The sequence below is a fragment of the Almyronema sp. genome (assembly GCF_052168255.1).
GTDB lineage: Bacteria > Cyanobacteriota > Cyanobacteriia > Phormidesmidales > Phormidesmidaceae > Sphaerothrix > Sphaerothrix epifaneia.
Genome location: NZ_JBQLZL010000043.1, coordinates 64,257 through 80,538, shown reverse-complemented (window position 1 = coordinate 80,538; position 16,282 = coordinate 64,257). Strand labels below are relative to the sequence as shown.

Below are 16,282 nucleotides of genomic sequence, written 5' to 3'. Positions count from 1 at the left end.
CTGAATGAATGAATGAGTTTATGCGCGATCGCCATTCGTCTGATCTAGCGGCGATGACACAGCCAGGAACGGTTTATTTAGTGGGAGCTGGCCCCGGTGATCCGGGGCTGTTTACCCTCAAAGGTAAAGCCTTGCTAGAATGCGCCGACGTAGTCATCTACGATGCCCTGGTCAGTCCCCAGATTTTGGCGATGGTCAACCCTCAAGCAGAGCAGATCAACGCTGGCAAGCGGCGCGGCGCTCACTCTATGCTGCAACCAGAGATTACGCAACTGCTGATTGCCAAAGCTCAATTGGCAGCTGTCGTGGTGCGGCTAAAGGGAGGAGATCCCTTTGTGTTTGGGCGAGGTGGCGAAGAAATGGCGGGCTTGATTGCTGCGGGTGTTCCGGTAGAGGTGGTGCCCGGAATTACAGCCGGGGTAGCTGTGCCTGCCTATGCTGGCATTCCCATTACTCACCGGGACTGTAGTTCTTCAGTCACCTTTGTAACCGGGCACGAAGCGGCTGGCAAATATCAGCCAGAAGTAAACTGGCAGGCGATCGCCCACGGATCCAAAACAATTGTTATCTATATGGGCATTCACAACATGGCTCATATTGTTGAAGCGCTGGTTTCTGCGGGGCTAAGTCCTCAAACGCCTATTGCCTTGATCCGCTGGGGCACTCGCCCTGAACAAGAAGAATTGATCAGCACTTTGGCAACAGTCGTAGCGGATATGGCAGCCGCTCAGTTTCAGCCGCCCGCGATCGCTGTAATTGGTGAAGTTGTCAATCTGCATACTTGGCTGTCGGCGGGGCGACCGCAGCCACTAGCCATCGTCACCGATTACCCGGCACAATAGAGCTATTGAGTTCAGCCTGACTCCATCTCTGAACAAATCTTTGAATTAACCGTGGTGTCTTCCCAGCCAGAGCGTCTAGATCGCTGGCTGGCCAATCAGTTAAGCGATTTCTCGCGCAGCCGCATTCAAAAGCTGATTGAGCAAAACTGTGTAGTGGTGAATGCTCAGCCCTGCACGACTAAAAAAGCAACCCTACAAGCAGGCGACTTCGTCCAGGTTTATCTGCCCGCTAGCCAGCCTTTAGAATTGCTACCAGAGGCCATGCCGCTGGATATTTTGTATGAAGACGACCATTTGCTGATTCTCAATAAACCTGCTGATATGGTGGTACATCCGGCAGCAGGCCACGCGACAGGCACTTTGGTCAATGCTGTTTTGGCCTATTGTGGCGATACTTTAGCAGGTATTGGGGGGGTTCAACGTCCCGGCATTGTTCATCGCCTAGACAAAGATACAACCGGAGCCATTATGATTGCCAAAACCGATCTGGCTCATCAGCGACTTCAGGCTCAGCTCAAAGCTAAAACAGCCGGTCGTGAATATTTGGCGATCGCCTATGGCGCACCCAAAGCCGAACAAGGCACCATCAACTTACCCATCGGACGGCATCCGGTTGAGCGCAAAAAGCAAGCCATATTACCCGAAGAAAAAGGTGGGCGAGTAGCGATTACCCACTGGCAGGTGTATGAACGCTTGGGCAACTACACGCTATTTCAGTTTCGCCTGGAAACAGGCCGGACGCATCAGATTCGCGTCCACAGTGCCCATATCGGCCATCCGATTGTGGGCGATCCGCTCTATGGGGCGGGTCGGTCAATCGGCGTCAATTTACCAGGGCAAGCACTCCATGCTTGGAAGCTACGGCTAAAGCATCCGATTTCGGGAGAAGACTTAGAAGCGATCGCGCCTTTGCCGCCTACGTTTACCAAACTGCTCACCGTGTTGCGACGGCGAGCGGCTGGGTAAGTCTAAAACTGAGTCATAACCAGTCTGGCAGACTGCTTTGAGGCGGCAGTGCCGCTCGCTGAGTTTGGTAGCTGCAGCCCCTAAGGCTAAACCCCTCAGACTGACAGCCACCAGCGTTGAGCCGCTTAAGCTGAAGCCGCTGCCAAAAACGCTTTCCTGCTGCTTCCTGCCTTTAGCCAGATGCGCCTATGGCAAACGTTTGCAGACATCTGAAATTCAGGTCGTCAGCCGTGTAGCCAAAAACAGCCCAAAAACACTCTATCTATGATCACAGTCAAGCCGCAGGTTTCAACTCGGTGGATACAGTCAGGCATACTTGCTATTCTGGCCGCGATCGCAACCCTGGTTATGTCGCTTTTGCCTGTCACTGCCCAGACGAACTATCCCATTGCAGGCGATGCCTATGTTAATGACTATGCCCAACTGCTGACGCCAGAAGATGCTGCTAGCATTCGCCAGTCTTTTGCCCAGCTTGAAGCTCAACAGGGGATCGAAGCCGTGGTTGTTACCATTGAGTCTATTCAAGCCTATGCCACTGACGACAAAACGGTAGAGTCTTTTGCCACCCACCTGTTTAATACCTGGGGGATTGGCCATGCGGAAAAAAACAATGGCATTCTCGTTTTGGTGGCTGTAGGCGATCGCGCTGTCAGAATTGAAGCTGGCGCTGGCTACGGCACCTCCCTAGATTCGCCCCTGAAAAAAATCATCGATCAGGCTATGGTGCCGCGTTTTAAACAGGGTGATTACAGTAGCGGTATTCGCAGTGGCGCTGAGGCCATCATTGCCTACCTGAGCCAACCGGAAGCAACCACCGTGCCGGCTACCCCAACTTCGCCGCAATTTCCCCCTTCGTCAACGGTTTCGCCCTTTGTCGAGAATCCTGGCTGGTTGATTGGGGCTGGAGGGGTTGGTTTGGGCGCTTCCCTAATAGCTCTGAGAACCTATTTTCGCTATCGTCATCGCCGTTGTGCTGACTGCGGTACGCTGATGGTGCGTTTGGACGAAGTCACTGACGATCAGTATCTCGACGCTGGGCAAATCGCCGAAGAACACCTGCAATCCGTCGACTACGATGTTTGGCACTGCCCCAACTGCCAACAGCATAGCGTCAATCGCTATAACAGCCTTTTTTCGAGTTATGGAATGTGCCCAGCCTGTCATTGCAAAACCTTGAAGTCTAGCCGTCACACGCTTGTCAGTCCAACTTATTCGTCTAGCGGTACTGCTAGGGTCACGAAAGCCTGCCAGTACTGTGCTTACCAGGATGCTTACACCGTAACCCTGCCGCGCCTAGAGCGCAGTAGCAGCCGTTCATCCGGCGGTGGCGGTTCTTTTGGCGGCGGCAGTTCATCCGGCGGCGGCGCAAGTGGGTCGTGGTGAGGGCTGCGGTTTGCTGAGGTAGCTTCGCTAGTGGCGGCTGGCTAAAAGCTTTTCAACCAGTTGGCTAAAGCCTGCAACTTCAGCCGCTGGGGTGACATAGCGAGGCAGGTGTTGCAGGCGATCGCGGTAGTGAACCACATTAGCGACCCCGACTGAGTGAGCAAATTGGCTGGGATCAAACAGACTTTCATCATTGGGGCTATCCCCAACAGTCAGCACGGTTCCCGGCGAAATAGATGGGAAATAAGTTTCTAGCACTGTCTCCAAGGCAGGTGCTTTGTCTTGTTGCGGCAACCGAATATGACACTGCACGGTACTGTAAGTAAATCCCCAGCCTGCAGACTGACACGCTTGCTGTAGCCAGTCTAGCTCTGCCAGCGATAAGCCGCTGACCTCAAACGTCCAGTCTGTCAAGCGAAAGCGATTGTCAAAAGATTCTTGTAGCTGTGGCAGCTTAGTTTTAAGCTGGGCAAACACCTTTGCCAGTTCTTCTCGGTGGCTGGCCCAGTCAGCGATTGGCGCTAAAAGCTTTGCTTCGGGCTGAGTTTTGCTAAAGAAAAGGCCGCCGTTTTCGGCGATCGCGCCAGCGACAGGCAAATAATGCACTAAGCCATTCACCCAGCCCGCTGCCCGTCCTGTCACAATCAGCACCCTGAAGCCAGCCGCTTGCAACTGTTGCAGCTTGGTCAGCAGCAATGGGGTAAACTGCTCGTGCTGAGTCAGCGTTCCGTCGAGATCAGTAGCAATCAACCTAATCGTTGGCAAAAGATTTGCAAAAGAATCAGAGTCTATTGCCTGAAAAGCAGAGATTGACGTCATAATCTTGGTGTTTATTCTAAGGGAATGCTTCTGCTCAGCTATGGCAAAGCTTTCGGATCCACAGCGTAACGACTATTATCTGATTGAAGCAGCTCGCGTCGGTATCCACAAACCCATCTTGGGGGCACTCTACCAGGTTCATCAAAGCCCGCAGTTAGCCGAAGGGGAAACTGGCTTAGGCGTTGCCCCTGCCAATCGAATTGCGGTTGATCAGGTGAGTACCTTTGCGCAGCAGGTTCGCTATGCAGCAAATACCATTCGCAGTCTGACGGACAGCTTAACCGCCCAAGGTTGGAGTAGCCGTGACCTTTGGAATATTCCCCAAGGACGCTACAGCGATCGCTTGATTCAAACCCTGGCAGAAGGCTATGCCCCTGCTAGCAGCGATTGGCAAGCAGCTCGTTTAGAAGCTACCGATCCAGAACGGCTGCTGACGACTTATCAAAGCTTAGCAACCCAAGACCTCAAACCCCTCACACCTGATCAGAGTCTAAGTCAGCTCGAAAATGCCCTTATCGCCTTTGTAACGCCGTTGCCCACCCGTTACAGTCGCTTGGGTTTCGAACGCCATGCTTTGCTAGAAATGGTACGTACCTGGCGGAAACTGGATGATCCTGAAGCAGCGATCGCTGCCCTCAACGTACCAACACAGGCAGGGGTACCCGATATCTTGAGTTTAGATACTGCCTTGATTCAGTTCTTGCAGCAGGTACCTAAGCTCTACAGCGGCTATCCCCATCAGCGAGAAGCCTTGCTACGGCTAGCTCAGCTCTGGCACCAGTTGGGTTCTAGAACGGCCACAATTAACCAGATGCTGACCACTCAGTTAGGCAGTCTCCCATCGCCGCAACTGATTGACCCGGCGCTCATTGCTTTTGTGCAAAAAGTTCCCGATCGCTATCAAGGCCAGGGAGACTATCGCCTAGCGTTGACAGAAGCCTTTCGCCTCTGGCATCAGCTAGCCTCTCGAACCGCCGCTTTAGAAAAACTAGGCGTCAGTGCCGATTACCTCAAACTCAACGCTGAGGATACGCAAGCCCTAACCCAAGCCGCAATCCAGGTTGACCAAGGCTTGCGACAATTTATTCAACAAGTTCCTCAGCAGTATCAGGCCAACGAAGTGCAGCGCGAAGCTTTGCTGCAGCTTGTTCAACACTGGCGCAAGCTAGAGAACCGCCCCAGCACTTTGCAATCTATCTTAGATGATTTGAGGTATTTAGAAGCCTCCCACCGGGCGGCGGAGAGTGCCCCCCCGCCTGTTCCGGCTTTACCCTCGCCTCGTCCCGATCGCTGGCAGGTGAACAATCTACAACTGGCCGCCCCCATTTTGCCCAATGGCAGCTTTACCTGGGCTGAGGCCACCCAAGGCGGGCTACATCTACCGATTAACCAGGCCGCCATCGAAAGTATTGTGCGACTGGCTCATTTATTGCAGCCAGCCCGCGATCGCATTGGCCACCCTTTTCAGGTGGTGCAGTGGTATGACCCCACAGACCGTCCGCCGCTTGCCCCCGCTATCATAAATGAGCGTCGGGCTATTGGAGACGCGCTGGTGTTTTACTGCGAAGGATTGACCAGTCGCCAGGTTTACTGGGCTTTAGCGCCCTGGTGGCCGGGGGGACTGGGTCGCTACAGCGAATTTCCGGCCTTAGTTCAGCTAGATGCCCGTCGCTACCGAGCGCGCTGGCAAGTGTAGTCGGTAACATTTGCTGCTTAAAAATTGGAATTTTCCCTGTCGTCTCCTGAAATGGAAAGGGAATGCTGAAGTTATAGATACCTCTGTCAATACAAAGCCTTATGCCGACTCCTGCTGTGTCAGTTAATTCGCTCTGGGTTGCCCAAACATCTGCACCTCAGTCGCCTCTACAGTCTGGACAGATGTGGCAAATGACTTCAGGCGGTTTGTTAATTTTACTGGTTGGCTTAGGCATCTTTTCTAAATTTCAGTATGACAAGCTTTCTAAGCGTTTGCGGTTTGAAGAGTATAAAAACCGCGAAATGCAAAAAAAAGTTAAGTTAGCGCTCAGTACCATTACTAAAATGGAGCGCAATCCAGATTTAATTCACTCGCGGGAATTTAACCTGGATTATTTGCGGATGCGGATGGCTGAAGAGCTTTTCCACTTTTCTATTCTCAATCAGCTCAAGGTCAAGGTTAAGCAAAAGGTGTCAGTAGCGCTGCGGCCTCGTCAGGCCGACCAAGGCTTAATCGGCGTAGCCAGCAAGCCGCGCCAGGTCGATGAAGTTTTTGATGTAGAGTACAAAACCAGCGAAGAGTTGGGAGCGAGAACGCGAGTTTTGTTTCGGATTCAGATTCGGCTGGCTAAAATTCCTACCCAGCCGACTTCAGCTACAATTAGCCAAATTATCGACTGTATTGAAACCTTTCTCAGCCCCGACGCCGATCATCGCACCTGGCAGCCGACGATTCAGGGTCGCATTGCTTACATGCATTGGGATCAAAAGGCTAAACCGACGCCGCTGTTAGTTTTAGAGCAGTCTACTGAAGGGGTTAACGTGACCTTCCGCAGCGATTCTCGGCGGGTGAGTTAGCGGTCGCAGCTAAGGGGCTAAGGGATTAAATTTTTTCAAAAAGCGACACCCGTACCCAGCGCTGATCTATCAATTGGAGGCTGATAGGCTTCCTGTTAAACTTTGAAGCTGGGGTACGGGTTGAAATTGAAACCCTGCTGAAGCTCTTGCTTCGGCCATATCGGCAGAAACAACTTCTCGCAACTGCTCTCTTAAATTGGGCATAACTGCGATCGCTCGTGTCCAGTCGGGAATTTGAGTACCTGTCGGGTCTTCTAAATACTGCTGTCCTGCTTGTAAAATCACCTGTTCAAAGCATTCCAGCGTAATTTCTTCTTTGTGGCGATCGTAAAGTAAATCATTAAACCGGGCATCGACAAAATACTGACGGGTCAAATTTTGAGCTTCACGCCGAAACTTCACCCGCAAAGCTTGGATGTGATCGGCAGTTAGCACCACTTGCTCAGTTTCGGTCAATGTGCGCAGCACCGACAAGAGAATGTCTCGACACATTTTCTGCAAGCCTTTGTTTGCCGCCGTCCCTAAAGGCTGGTGTTTATGTTCGAACACGCCTAAATCAATCTGAGCAATTCGCTTGAGGGCGACATTGCGATAAACCTCTGCCAGTAAGCCGACTTCTAACCCCCAGTTAGCCGGAATTCGGGTGTTTAAGGCTAAATCGCTACTAAGGGCAAACTCACCTGAGAGCGGATAGCGATAGGCATTGAGATAACGCAAATAGTCGCGATAGCCAAACAGCTCCATCAAAGACGTGATCAAAGGAGCGACGAATAGCCGGGTCACGCGACCGTGCATACTGCGAGGATTGTTCCCAATGCGGGCGTAATAGGCTTTGCTAAAAGCAATGCCAAATTCTTTTTCGAGCAGCGGAAACAGGAGCTTCAGGGGATAAGAGCGATCGTAGGTAGTAATATCGGCATCATGCAGGGCGATCGCATCAGCCATTAAAGAAGCCACCCCCAAACCTAGCCAAACTGCCCGTCCCTTACCGCGATAGTGCAGCAAATCTAAACCGCGATCGCGCAGCGTTTCTAAAATACCCGTTACCCGTGGGCCATTTTCCCAAAGAATCAGGGTGGGCTGGGGCAAAGATTCAAAAAACTGGACGGCACGGGTGTATTTGTCTTGAGTGTCTGCGTAGAGGCAAATGATAACGTGATTGACAAAGGCACACTGCTTCAGGTGATCTCGAATAGAAGCTAACGCCGGACGCTCTAATTCTTCATAAAGGGAAGGAATGATAACGGCAGTTGGCGATGTTTGACTGAGCTGAATCAAATGTCCTTCTAAACGGCTCAAATCGCAATTGAGATCGTGAATGGTGGTAATCAATTCCTGCTTGTAGTCCATCAAACACCTTCTCCTAACTGCACTCCAATCATAAGAATTTTGTAGCACAGCGCAGTGTCTGAGAAGACAGACATGCCTTGAATTTGGCTGCCCCCTCAAGTTTTAACGAAAGATTAATCGATAGATCATCTCGTAGCCCCCATTTGACAAAGCTTTGGGGCCGAGTTACTTAGCGCAACCACCCCTTCAGCCGGGAAGCGACTTGAGGCCGTCTGAGTTTTCGCATAGCCTTTGTTTGAATCTGCCGTACCCGTTCCCGCGAAAGGTTAAAAATACCGCCAACCTCCTCTAGGGTATGCGGTTCTCCAGTGGTCAAACCGTAGCGCAAAGAAATAATATCTTTTTCGCGTTCACTCAAAACTTCGGCCAAGACATTGCAAATCTCCTGGCGCATCATATTTTCGCTAATTTTAGATTCTGGCGACTGGGTATTGCCGTCTTCTAAAAGCTCCATTAGCTCGGTATCTTCGCCTTTGCCAACGCGATGATTAAGAGACAGCGATCGCCGTCGTACTTGCTGTAAACCTCTTAATTGCTCAGGGGTAATTTCTAAAGCTTCGGCAAGTTCTGCTTCAGACGGGTTGCGCTGAAGTTCTTTGCGCAGTTCCCGGTGCGCCTTTTTAAGTTTGTTGAGCTTTTCAACAATGTGAATGGGCAGGCGGATGGTTCGAGCATCGTTGGCAATGGTACGGGTAATACCTTGCCGAATCCACCAGTACGCGTAGGTCGAAAACTTGTAACCTTTGTCAGGATCAAACTTCTCGGCGGCGCGGTTAAGACCTAACGCGCCTTCTTGAATCAAATCGAGAAACGGTACGCCGCGATTCAGGTAGCGCTTGGCAATAGAAACGACCAACCTTAAGTTAGAGCGAATCATGCGGCGTTTTGCCGTTCTTCCTAAATGGAGTCGCTGCTTTAGCTGCGCTTCTGTTAGCGATAAAGCCGTAGCCACTTCGGCTTGGGTAGGCGATCGGCCTAGCTCATCGGCGAGATTTTGGTAGAGATCTTCAACTTGGCTAGAAAAGTGGACTTGTCGAGCCAATTCAATTTCTTCATCGGCTCGTAACAGGGGGTAGCGGGCCATCTCTTTAAAGAAAGCACCCACTGCGTCATCTGCTAAGGATTTGTTGTAAGGAGCGGCTGGCGTTTCTTGTTCTCCAGAGAAGTGGACAAGAACTTCATCATCACTATTCCAATCGGTTGCAGCCATTTGTGTTGACTCATCATTATTGTCAGAATGAGTACCCGACTGCAGAGCCATCTCACTATCAGGGGCTTGTTTTGTAGACAAATCAGAATGAGAATTTAGTGAGGCTGTCATACGTAAAACTTTTATTATTTTTCTTAGTTCAGGAACAATGACCTAATTTGACTACACTATAGCAATTTCAGAAAGTCTGGCTGTCTCCTCAAAGCGGTCATAACGCTTACATTTCAAGGCTTTGATCGCCCGACATGACTATGTAACGTTTCTTTGTTTTCTTTGCGTTGTGTAACACATTACCAAACAGGTTAAGGTCAATGGCTGTTTGTTCGCTGGCTCAAAAATAGCCTAATTCAGAGCCGACTTTCGTAGCTACAAGCAATGTTTTATATGAAACGGCTTAAGAATGCAAATGAATATCATTTATTAAAGCCGTAAGATGCTTTTCTAGCCTGTTATATGGTTAAAAATACAGACCTTAGAGGGTGCATTTGGCACTTGATCCAAACCAGATTGTACTCATAACCTGAGCGATTGCTGGTTTTGCCTGCTTAAAAACGCCGATGCTTAGAGCTGGTACATCCGCTCTAAACTAGAAGTAGTCATCTGGCTCAGCTAAGGAGATAGAGATCATCGCCGCACGACCAAAAACCTGGGTCGAAGTTTTGGTAGATTGCCCAGGCGCGACAGGGCTTTATACTTATCAGCTAGCTGAGCACCTCAAGGTAAAGCCAGGAGACGTTCTCAGTGTGCCGTTTGGTTCGCAGCAGTTGGGCGCGATCGCAGTTCGCTTATTGTCTGAACAACCTGATCAACTGCAGTCTGCCCAAATTCGAACAGTAGACACTTTAATTAGCGCTGGTTTCTTTACCGCTAGCTATTGGCAGTTACTAGAGCGGCTAGCCGCCCATTACCAAACGCCGCTGATTCAGGTAATTCGCACGGCATTGCCCCCAGGGCTGTTGGCCAAATCTAAGCGTCGTATTCGCCTCGCTTCCCAACCGGATTCATCTCGTCTCAGCCAGTTGACTGATTCAGCGCAACAGTTGCTTTCACGGCTGCAGCAATCTCCAACAGCAGACTATTCTTGGCGATATCTGCAGAAGCAAAGCCGCACAGCTTACCGCGATTTGCAGCAGCTATTACAGCAAGGTTGGGTAGAGAGCTACTTGGCAACGCCGCGACCGCCGCGTCCTAAGCAGCAGCAGGCAGTTAGTCTGGTGGCTCATGACCCTTGCTTAGCGGATTTAACTCGTCGTCAGCAAGAAATTTTGGCCGTTCTGCAGCGGCATGGCGGCGACTGCTGGCTGAGTGAAGCGTTGCAGCTTTGCCGGACGACGGCTACAACGCTCAAAGGGTTGGCGGCAAAAGGCTGTTTGATTATCGAGTCTCGTGAAGTTTTGAGGACGACTCATGGTGCCCAAGGCGATCGCGATCGCCCTAAAACCTTAACTTCACATCAGCAAGCCGCGCTGGCGGCCATTAACCCGCTTTCAGGGTTTGCATCGGTTTTGCTCCATGGTGTGACTGGTTCTGGCAAAACAGAAGTCTATCTACAGGCGATCGCCCCCATTTTGCAGGCTGGCTGCTCAGCGCTAGTGCTAGTGCCCGAAATTGGTCTGACGCCTCAGCTGACCGATCGCTTTCAAGCCCGTTTTGGAGATCAGGTTTGCGTTTACCACAGTGCTTTAGCAGATGGTGAACGCTACGACACCTGGCGGCAAATGCTCAGTGGCCATCCCCAAGTGGTTATTGGTACCCGCTCTGCGGTTTTTGCCCCGTTGCCCAAGCTGGGCTTAATTGTTTTAGACGAAGAACACGACAGCAGTTTTAAGCAAGACCAGCCCATCCCCTGCTACCATGCCCGGACGGTTGCTCGTTGGCGAGCCGAGTTAGAAAACTGTCCACTCATTCTAGGTTCGGCGACGCCATCGCTGGAGAGCTGGTTACAGGTGAAAGGAGCGGAGGCAGAGGAGACGAGTAGAGGTGGGGAAGCGGAGAGAGAACCAGCAGAAAAATCTAGCGAGAGCGACGAAAGGCAAGGGGGACAAAAGATTACCGACCCAAAAGCGACAACCCCGCCAGCAACAGGTTCCCCTTCACAACTTCCACGTTCTCCCCTTCCGCACTCCCTCTATCTCTCTCTGCCCCAACGAATTCACACGCGGCCTTCGCCCCCCATTGAAATTGTCGATATGCGGCGAGAGTTGGGGGTTGGCAACCGCTCAATTTTTAGTCGAACGCTACAGCGATCGCTACAAGCTATGCAGGATGCGGGTAACCAGGGTATTTTGTTTATCCATCGGCGGGGACACAGCAGCTTTGTCTCTTGTCGCAGTTGCGGCTATGTGATTGAGTGCCCGCGCTGTGATGTGTCTCTGGCGTATCATCAGCCCCACAGTCAGGCACGACCGACGCTAAAGTGCCACTATTGCGGACACGCTCAGGGTCACCCAGCAGCTTGCCCTGAATGTGGATCGCCCTATCTCAAGCGTTTTGGCAGCGGCACCCAGCGGGTGGTGAGTGAATTGGCCAAGCAACTGCCCGATCTGCGCTGCATTCGCTTTGACAGCGACACCACCCGCACAAAAGGTTCGCATCGAGCTTTGTTATCTCGTTTTGCCCAAAAGGAAGCGGATTTGCTGGTAGGTACCCAAATGCTGACCAAAGGCATTGACCTGCCGCAGGTTACGCTGGTAGCCGTGATGGCGGCAGACGGATTGCTCTATATGAGTGACTATTGGGCGGCAGAGCGAACTTATCAGACAATTACGCAGGTAGCTGGCCGAGCAGGACGAGGAGATCAGCCCGGTCGGGTGATTGTGCAAACCTATACCCCTGAGGAACCAACAATAGTTGCTATTGAGAAACAAGACTATGCTGCATTTGCCTCGGCAGAGCTAGCGCAAAGAAAGGCATTGGGCTATCCACCCTATGGTCGTTTGGTTTTGCTACGACTCAGTAGTCTAGATGCGATCGCCGTAGAACACACGGCTGAAAAAGTAGCGATCGCCCTTGAAAAAGACTATCTTTCTGAACTTGTCTCAGAGCGTGACTATACAATTTTGGGGCCAGCCCCAGCGCCAATTTTGCGAGTAGCCCAGCGCTATCGATGGCAAATTTTGCTAAAGCTGACTTTGGGTGTAGCCTTACCTGATATAGCTTCTCTACGACAACATTGTCCCGATCGCGTCAGTTTTGCCATTGATGTGGATGTGTTGAATTTGTTCTAGCGCTGTCATCGACAGACACTTTTAGCGACAATAACAGTAGGCAAGCAAGAAGAGTCCCCCATGACGACAACGCTAAACCTGCCCAAACAGACCGACTGGCAGCCCCTGATCAAAGCTTTAGAAAAAGCGATCGGCAAGGCAAATGTCATTCGCCGTAAAGAAGAACTGCTGGTCTATGAGTGTGACGGTTTGACCAGCTATCGTCAGCGACCTGCGGTGGTGGTACTGCCGCGCACAACCGCAGAAGTAGCGGCAGCCGTAAAAATATGCGATCGCTTTGCCGTACCCTTTGTGGCGAGAGGTGCCGGAACCGGGTTATCTGGCGGAGCGCTACCGCTAGAAAACTGTGTGCTGATTGTCTTGGCTCGCATGAACCAAATTTTGGCAGTGGATTTGGAGAATCAGCAGGTGGTCGTGCAGCCAGGGGTGATCAATAACTGGGTGACACAGGCCGTCAGCGGCGCGGGGTTTTACTATGCCCCAGATCCCTCTAGCCAAAGCGTTTGCTCGGTGGGTGGCAACATTGCTGAAAACTCCGGTGGCGTACACTGCCTCAAGTATGGGGTGACAACAAACCATGTGCTGGGCCTCAAGCTGGTGTTACCCAATGGCGAAGTGGTAGAAGTGGGCGGAGCCATGCCCGAAATGCCCGGATATGACCTGACAGGCGTGGTGGTTGGTTCTGAAGGGACACTGGGTATTGCGACAGAAATCAGGCTGCGAATTCTCAAAGCGCCTGAGGCCGTGCAGGTGCTACTAGCAGATTTTACGAGCGTTGAAGCCGCTGGAGAAACGGTATCCGATGTGATCAGTGCGGGTATTGTTCCGGCTGGTATGGAAATGATGGACAACTTTAGCATCAATGCAGTGGAAGATGTGGTCTTGCTAGATTGCTATCCTCGCGATGCGACGGCAATTTTACTCATTGAAATTGACGGACTCACAGCAGAAGTGGAGGCCATGAGCGATCGCATTCAAGCGCTGTGCCGTCAAAATGGTGCCCGCCATATTGCGATCGCCACGGATGCCGCCGCCCGCCTGCGCCTGTGGAAAGGTCGCAAAGCTGCCTTTGCAGCAATGGGCAAACTCAGCCCTGACTACTACGTGCAAGACGGGGTCATTCCCCGTACTCAGCTACCCTATGTGCTGCAAGAAATCGAAGCCTTAGGCAACAAACACGGTTACCGCGTTGCTAACGTCTTTCACGCTGGCGATGGTAATCTGCATCCGCTAATTCTGTATGACAACTCAGTACCGGGTCAGCTTGAAGCCGTAGAGGCGCTCGGTGGCGACATTCTCAAGTTATGTGTCAAAGTGGGCGGCAGCATTTCTGGTGAGCATGGCATCGGCGCAGATAAGCGTTGCTATATGCCGGATATGTTTAGCGCTGCGGATCTAGAAACTATGCAGTGGGTACGCCAGACCTTCAATCCTAAAGGACTGGCTAACCCCACTAAGATTTTCCCCACGCCTCGTACTTGTGGAGAAGCCGCTAGGGCACAAGCTCCTGAAAAATTTGCTGAGGTTGAGCGTTTTTAGCGATCGCGCCTTCCCGGCGAGGCTTCTCAATTAGCAGCCGCATTGGTACGCTTTGATTAGCTTATAGAGCCTAAATCTATGCGTCGGCTGCTTGCCTTTGCTGTCATCGCCTTACTGGTAGCGGGTTTTATTTTCCGCTTCGGGCAGCTAGAACACAAAGTTTTTTGGATTGACGAAACTTTCACTGCTTTAAGAGTTTCGGGCTATGACGAAAGCGAGGTAGTCGCTTACTTTCAGGCTCATCCTTTGCTAACCGCCGCAGACCTACAGCAGTTTCAAACTTACAGTGCTGACAACGGAGCAAGCGATACGATTCAGGGTTTGGCTCGGTACGAACCTCATCTTCCTCCGGCTTATTTTCTCTTAGTTAGAGAATGGGCTCACTGGTTTGGTAGCTCACCCGGCGTAATCAGGAGCTTTTCTGCCGTCGTTGGCCTTTTGTCTTTACTAGGAATCTATTTGCTAGCCGTTGAACTTTTCAAAAATAAGCGAGCAGGCTGGATCGCAGCTACTTTAATGGCTATTTCTCCGTTCCATGTTTTATATAGCCAGGAAGCTAGACCCTACAGCCTTTGGACTTTGACGCTTCTAGGCTCTAGCTGGCTATTTTTGAGGGCTGTACGCTTGAATCGTCTGCGGGAGTGGTGGCTGTATGCCATTGCAGTTACGTTGGCTCTTTATACCTTTTTGTTTTCAATCTTTTTTGTTTTGGGCAATACGCTATACCTCTTGGTGCAAACCCGAAATCGCCGTATTTATCGTCGCTATTTGATTTTTACCAGCATTGCGATCGCCAGTTTTATCCCCTGGCTTTTAATTATTTGGCAATATCGACAGCAGAGTTTTCAGGTCGTAGAGTGGGCGTTAAAAAGCTCTGCGACAAGCAGGTGGGGACAACTTTTGGCTTGGGGGTTGCACTTTACGAGAGCGTTTGTCGATTTTGAGCAAACCTACCCGTTTAATAGCACTCATTTATGGCCATATTTGCTGGTTGTGCTCAGTATATGGGGGTTAGTGGGGTATGCCTGCTACGACCTGTGGTACCACGCCGAACCGAGGGCTTGGCAGTGGCTTGTTTGCTTGATAGCGACTCCCGCCGTGGGCTTGATTCTTTTAGATCTCTGGGTCGGTGGAGAGTTTGGGCGTACCACTCGCTACGTCGTTCCCTGTTTGATTGGCGCAGAACTGGCGGTAGCCTTTTGTCTGGCTAATCAAACTAGCCCGCTGCGCTCTCAAGAGCGCCGTAAAGTATGGATGTGGATACTCGTTGGTGTATATAGCTTAGGCACGCTCTCATGTGCTAGTGGAGTTTTCGCCGTTAGTGGATGGCATAAAAGCGGTGGCTATATTCCTTATGTGGCTGCGGCTATTAACCAAACCCCTCAACCGCTGGTAATCAGTGACTTTGATTTGTGGATTTTATCCCTTTCCCACTATCTCAAGCCAACCACTGTCGTTGAAATGTTTGACAGCACGCGGGCACTGCCGCCCGTGCCAGAAGGCTTTAGTCACTACTTTTTGGTGAACGCTCCCCCCGGCTTCGTACAGACTTGGGCTACCCAAAGTGACTACCAGTTTTTGCCGTTTGAGCAACTCGATCAGGTGCCTGCTTGGTGTATGCAGATAGCGTCTCAGCCTAAAACCTGTCCTCCCTTCTCTTCTTAAATACCTGCCAACCGGAAAATCATCCCAATTTTCGCAGAAACTTTTTGATGCCGTGTGATATCTGTCTCCTTTGGGCTGGGTAGCATAGCTCCAGGAGCTAGACAACCCCGATTCAAGCACCTTAAGGAGACACTTAACATGAAGACTGATCTTAAAGCTAAGCTGATCCAGCACCTGCTCAAGAAAAAAGGCAATGAAGGTTTCACCCTGATTGAGCTGCTGGTTGTAATCATCATTATTGGTATTCTCGCTGCGATCGCGCTACCCGCCTTCCTCAACCAAGCTAACCGCGCTCGTCAAACTGAAGCTCAAACCTATGTAGGTTCTGTCAACCGCGCTCAGCAAGCCTATCGTCTAGAGCAATCTAGCTTCGCTGACGAAATTCCCAAACTTGGTCTAGGAATTCAAAACGAAACCGAGTTTTACGTCTATGGCGATGAAGGCGGTGATGCAGGTGTGACTGAGCCTGTTGCAGACGGACTTGGCTCAGGAGCCATGATCTTTTCCGATCCGAAAGACGTTGCTCTCTTAGGTTATGCAGGTGCGACTTATCTACTATTAGATGATGGTGGCAACGTAACGACAACCGCAGTTCTCTGCAAATCCAGCACGGCTGGAGAAGCGCCCACTCTAGATGTTGACAATGCTGCCCAGGAAGACGCAGAAGCGTCCTCTGATGGTGACTGCGGCTAAACGTGGTTATTGCTTTACTCACCAGTAATAATTAC

General features: G+C 51.1%; 12 protein-coding genes. 9 read left to right on the top strand and 3 right to left on the bottom strand.

From position 1 onward, the window contains the following. Positions 1-8 precede the first annotated feature (8 nt). The 3 genes from cobA (at position 9) to ACTS3T_RS10815 (ending at position 3,191) form a co-directional block, all read left to right on the top strand. Positions 9-842, top strand: a complete 834-nt coding sequence (gene cobA / locus ACTS3T_RS10825; protein ID WP_377967126.1) for a uroporphyrinogen-III C-methyltransferase — start codon at positions 9-11, stop codon at positions 840-842. Positions 843-893: 51 nt separating this feature from the next. Then, positions 894-1,808, top strand: coding sequence for an RluA family pseudouridine synthase (locus ACTS3T_RS10820; RefSeq protein ID WP_377967124.1), 915 nt, complete (start codon positions 894-896; stop codon positions 1,806-1,808). Between the two features lie 264 nt (positions 1,809-2,072). Continuing rightward, positions 2,073-3,191, top strand: coding sequence for a TPM domain-containing protein (locus tag ACTS3T_RS10815; RefSeq protein WP_377967122.1), 1,119 nt, complete (start codon positions 2,073-2,075; stop codon positions 3,189-3,191). 27 nt (positions 3,192-3,218) lie between these two features. Here the strand turns inward: ACTS3T_RS10815 and ACTS3T_RS10810 are convergent, their stop codons facing one another. Continuing rightward, positions 3,219-3,956 carry an HAD family hydrolase gene (locus ACTS3T_RS10810; RefSeq protein WP_377967120.1) on the bottom strand — a complete coding sequence of 246 codons (738 nt, stop codon included), beginning with the start codon at positions 3,954-3,956 and terminating at the stop codon, positions 3,219-3,221. A gap of 94 nt (positions 3,957-4,050) precedes the next feature. On the opposite strand from ACTS3T_RS10810, the gene ACTS3T_RS10805 reads away from it, so the two are divergent. Continuing rightward, positions 4,051-5,706: a peptidase M15A gene (locus tag ACTS3T_RS10805; protein WP_377967118.1), complete on the top strand. Its 1,656-nt coding sequence runs from the start codon at positions 4,051-4,053 to the stop codon at positions 5,704-5,706. Positions 5,707-5,807: 101 nt separating this feature from the next. After that, complete coding sequence (locus tag ACTS3T_RS10800) at positions 5,808-6,563, top strand: hypothetical protein (RefSeq protein WP_377967116.1); 756 nt, start codon at positions 5,808-5,810, stop codon at positions 6,561-6,563. 69 nt (positions 6,564-6,632) lie between these two features. On the opposite strand, the gene ACTS3T_RS10795 is transcribed toward ACTS3T_RS10800, so the two are convergent. Continuing rightward, positions 6,633-7,913 (bottom strand): glycosyltransferase family protein, encoded by a 1,281-nt coding sequence (locus tag ACTS3T_RS10795; protein ID WP_377967114.1) that lies wholly within the window; start codon positions 7,911-7,913, stop codon positions 6,633-6,635. A 169-nt stretch (positions 7,914-8,082) separates the two neighbouring features. Continuing rightward, a complete protein-coding gene (locus ACTS3T_RS10790) occupies positions 8,083-9,234 on the bottom strand; it encodes an RpoD/SigA family RNA polymerase sigma factor (RefSeq protein ID WP_377967111.1) in 1,152 nt (383 codons plus the stop codon). Positions 9,235-9,782: 548 nt separating this feature from the next. On the opposite strand from ACTS3T_RS10790, the gene priA reads away from it, so the two are divergent. The 4 genes from priA to ACTS3T_RS10770 all read left to right on the top strand — a co-directional run bounded on the left by priA (position 9,783) and on the right by ACTS3T_RS10770 (position 16,247). Further along, a complete protein-coding gene (gene priA / locus ACTS3T_RS10785) occupies positions 9,783-12,350 on the top strand; it encodes a primosomal protein N' (RefSeq protein ID WP_377967109.1) in 2,568 nt (855 codons plus the stop codon). Positions 12,351-12,410: 60 nt separating this feature from the next. Further along, a complete protein-coding gene (glcD, locus tag ACTS3T_RS10780; protein WP_377967107.1) occupies positions 12,411-13,889 on the top strand; it encodes a glycolate oxidase subunit GlcD in 1,479 nt (492 codons plus the stop codon). A 78-nt stretch (positions 13,890-13,967) separates the two neighbouring features. Then, on the top strand, positions 13,968-15,554 hold the full coding sequence (locus ACTS3T_RS10775; RefSeq protein ID WP_377967105.1) for a glycosyltransferase family 39 protein: 1,587 nt from the start codon (positions 13,968-13,970) through the stop codon (positions 15,552-15,554). A 138-nt stretch (positions 15,555-15,692) separates the two neighbouring features. Next, a complete protein-coding gene (locus ACTS3T_RS10770) occupies positions 15,693-16,247 on the top strand; it encodes a type IV pilin-like G/H family protein (RefSeq protein ID WP_377967103.1) in 555 nt (184 codons plus the stop codon). Positions 16,248-16,282: the final 35 nt, after the last annotated feature.

What these genes read in the sequence shown, in the direction of transcription:
- ACTS3T_RS10815 (WP_377967122.1), top strand. Translation starts at nt 2,073, where the DNA reads ATGATCACAGTCAAGCCGCAGGTTTCAACTCGGTGGATACAGTCAGGC.
- ACTS3T_RS10770 (WP_377967103.1), top strand. Translation starts at nt 15,693, where the DNA reads ATGAAGACTGATCTTAAAGCTAAGCTGATCCAGCACCTGCTCAAGAAA.
- ACTS3T_RS10800 (WP_377967116.1), top strand. Translation starts at nt 5,808, where the DNA reads ATGCCGACTCCTGCTGTGTCAGTTAATTCGCTCTGGGTTGCCCAAACA.
- ACTS3T_RS10775 (WP_377967105.1), top strand. Translation starts at nt 13,968, where the DNA reads ATGCGTCGGCTGCTTGCCTTTGCTGTCATCGCCTTACTGGTAGCGGGT.
- ACTS3T_RS10790 (WP_377967111.1), bottom strand. Translation starts at nt 9,234, where the DNA reads ATGACAGCCTCACTAAATTCTCATTCTGATTTGTCTACAAAACAAGCC.
- ACTS3T_RS10805 (WP_377967118.1), top strand. Translation starts at nt 4,051, where the DNA reads ATGGCAAAGCTTTCGGATCCACAGCGTAACGACTATTATCTGATTGAA.
- glcD (WP_377967107.1), top strand. Translation starts at nt 12,411, where the DNA reads ATGACGACAACGCTAAACCTGCCCAAACAGACCGACTGGCAGCCCCTG.
- cobA (WP_377967126.1), top strand. Translation starts at nt 9, where the DNA reads ATGAATGAGTTTATGCGCGATCGCCATTCGTCTGATCTAGCGGCGATG.
- ACTS3T_RS10795 (WP_377967114.1), bottom strand. Translation starts at nt 7,913, where the DNA reads ATGGACTACAAGCAGGAATTGATTACCACCATTCACGATCTCAATTGC.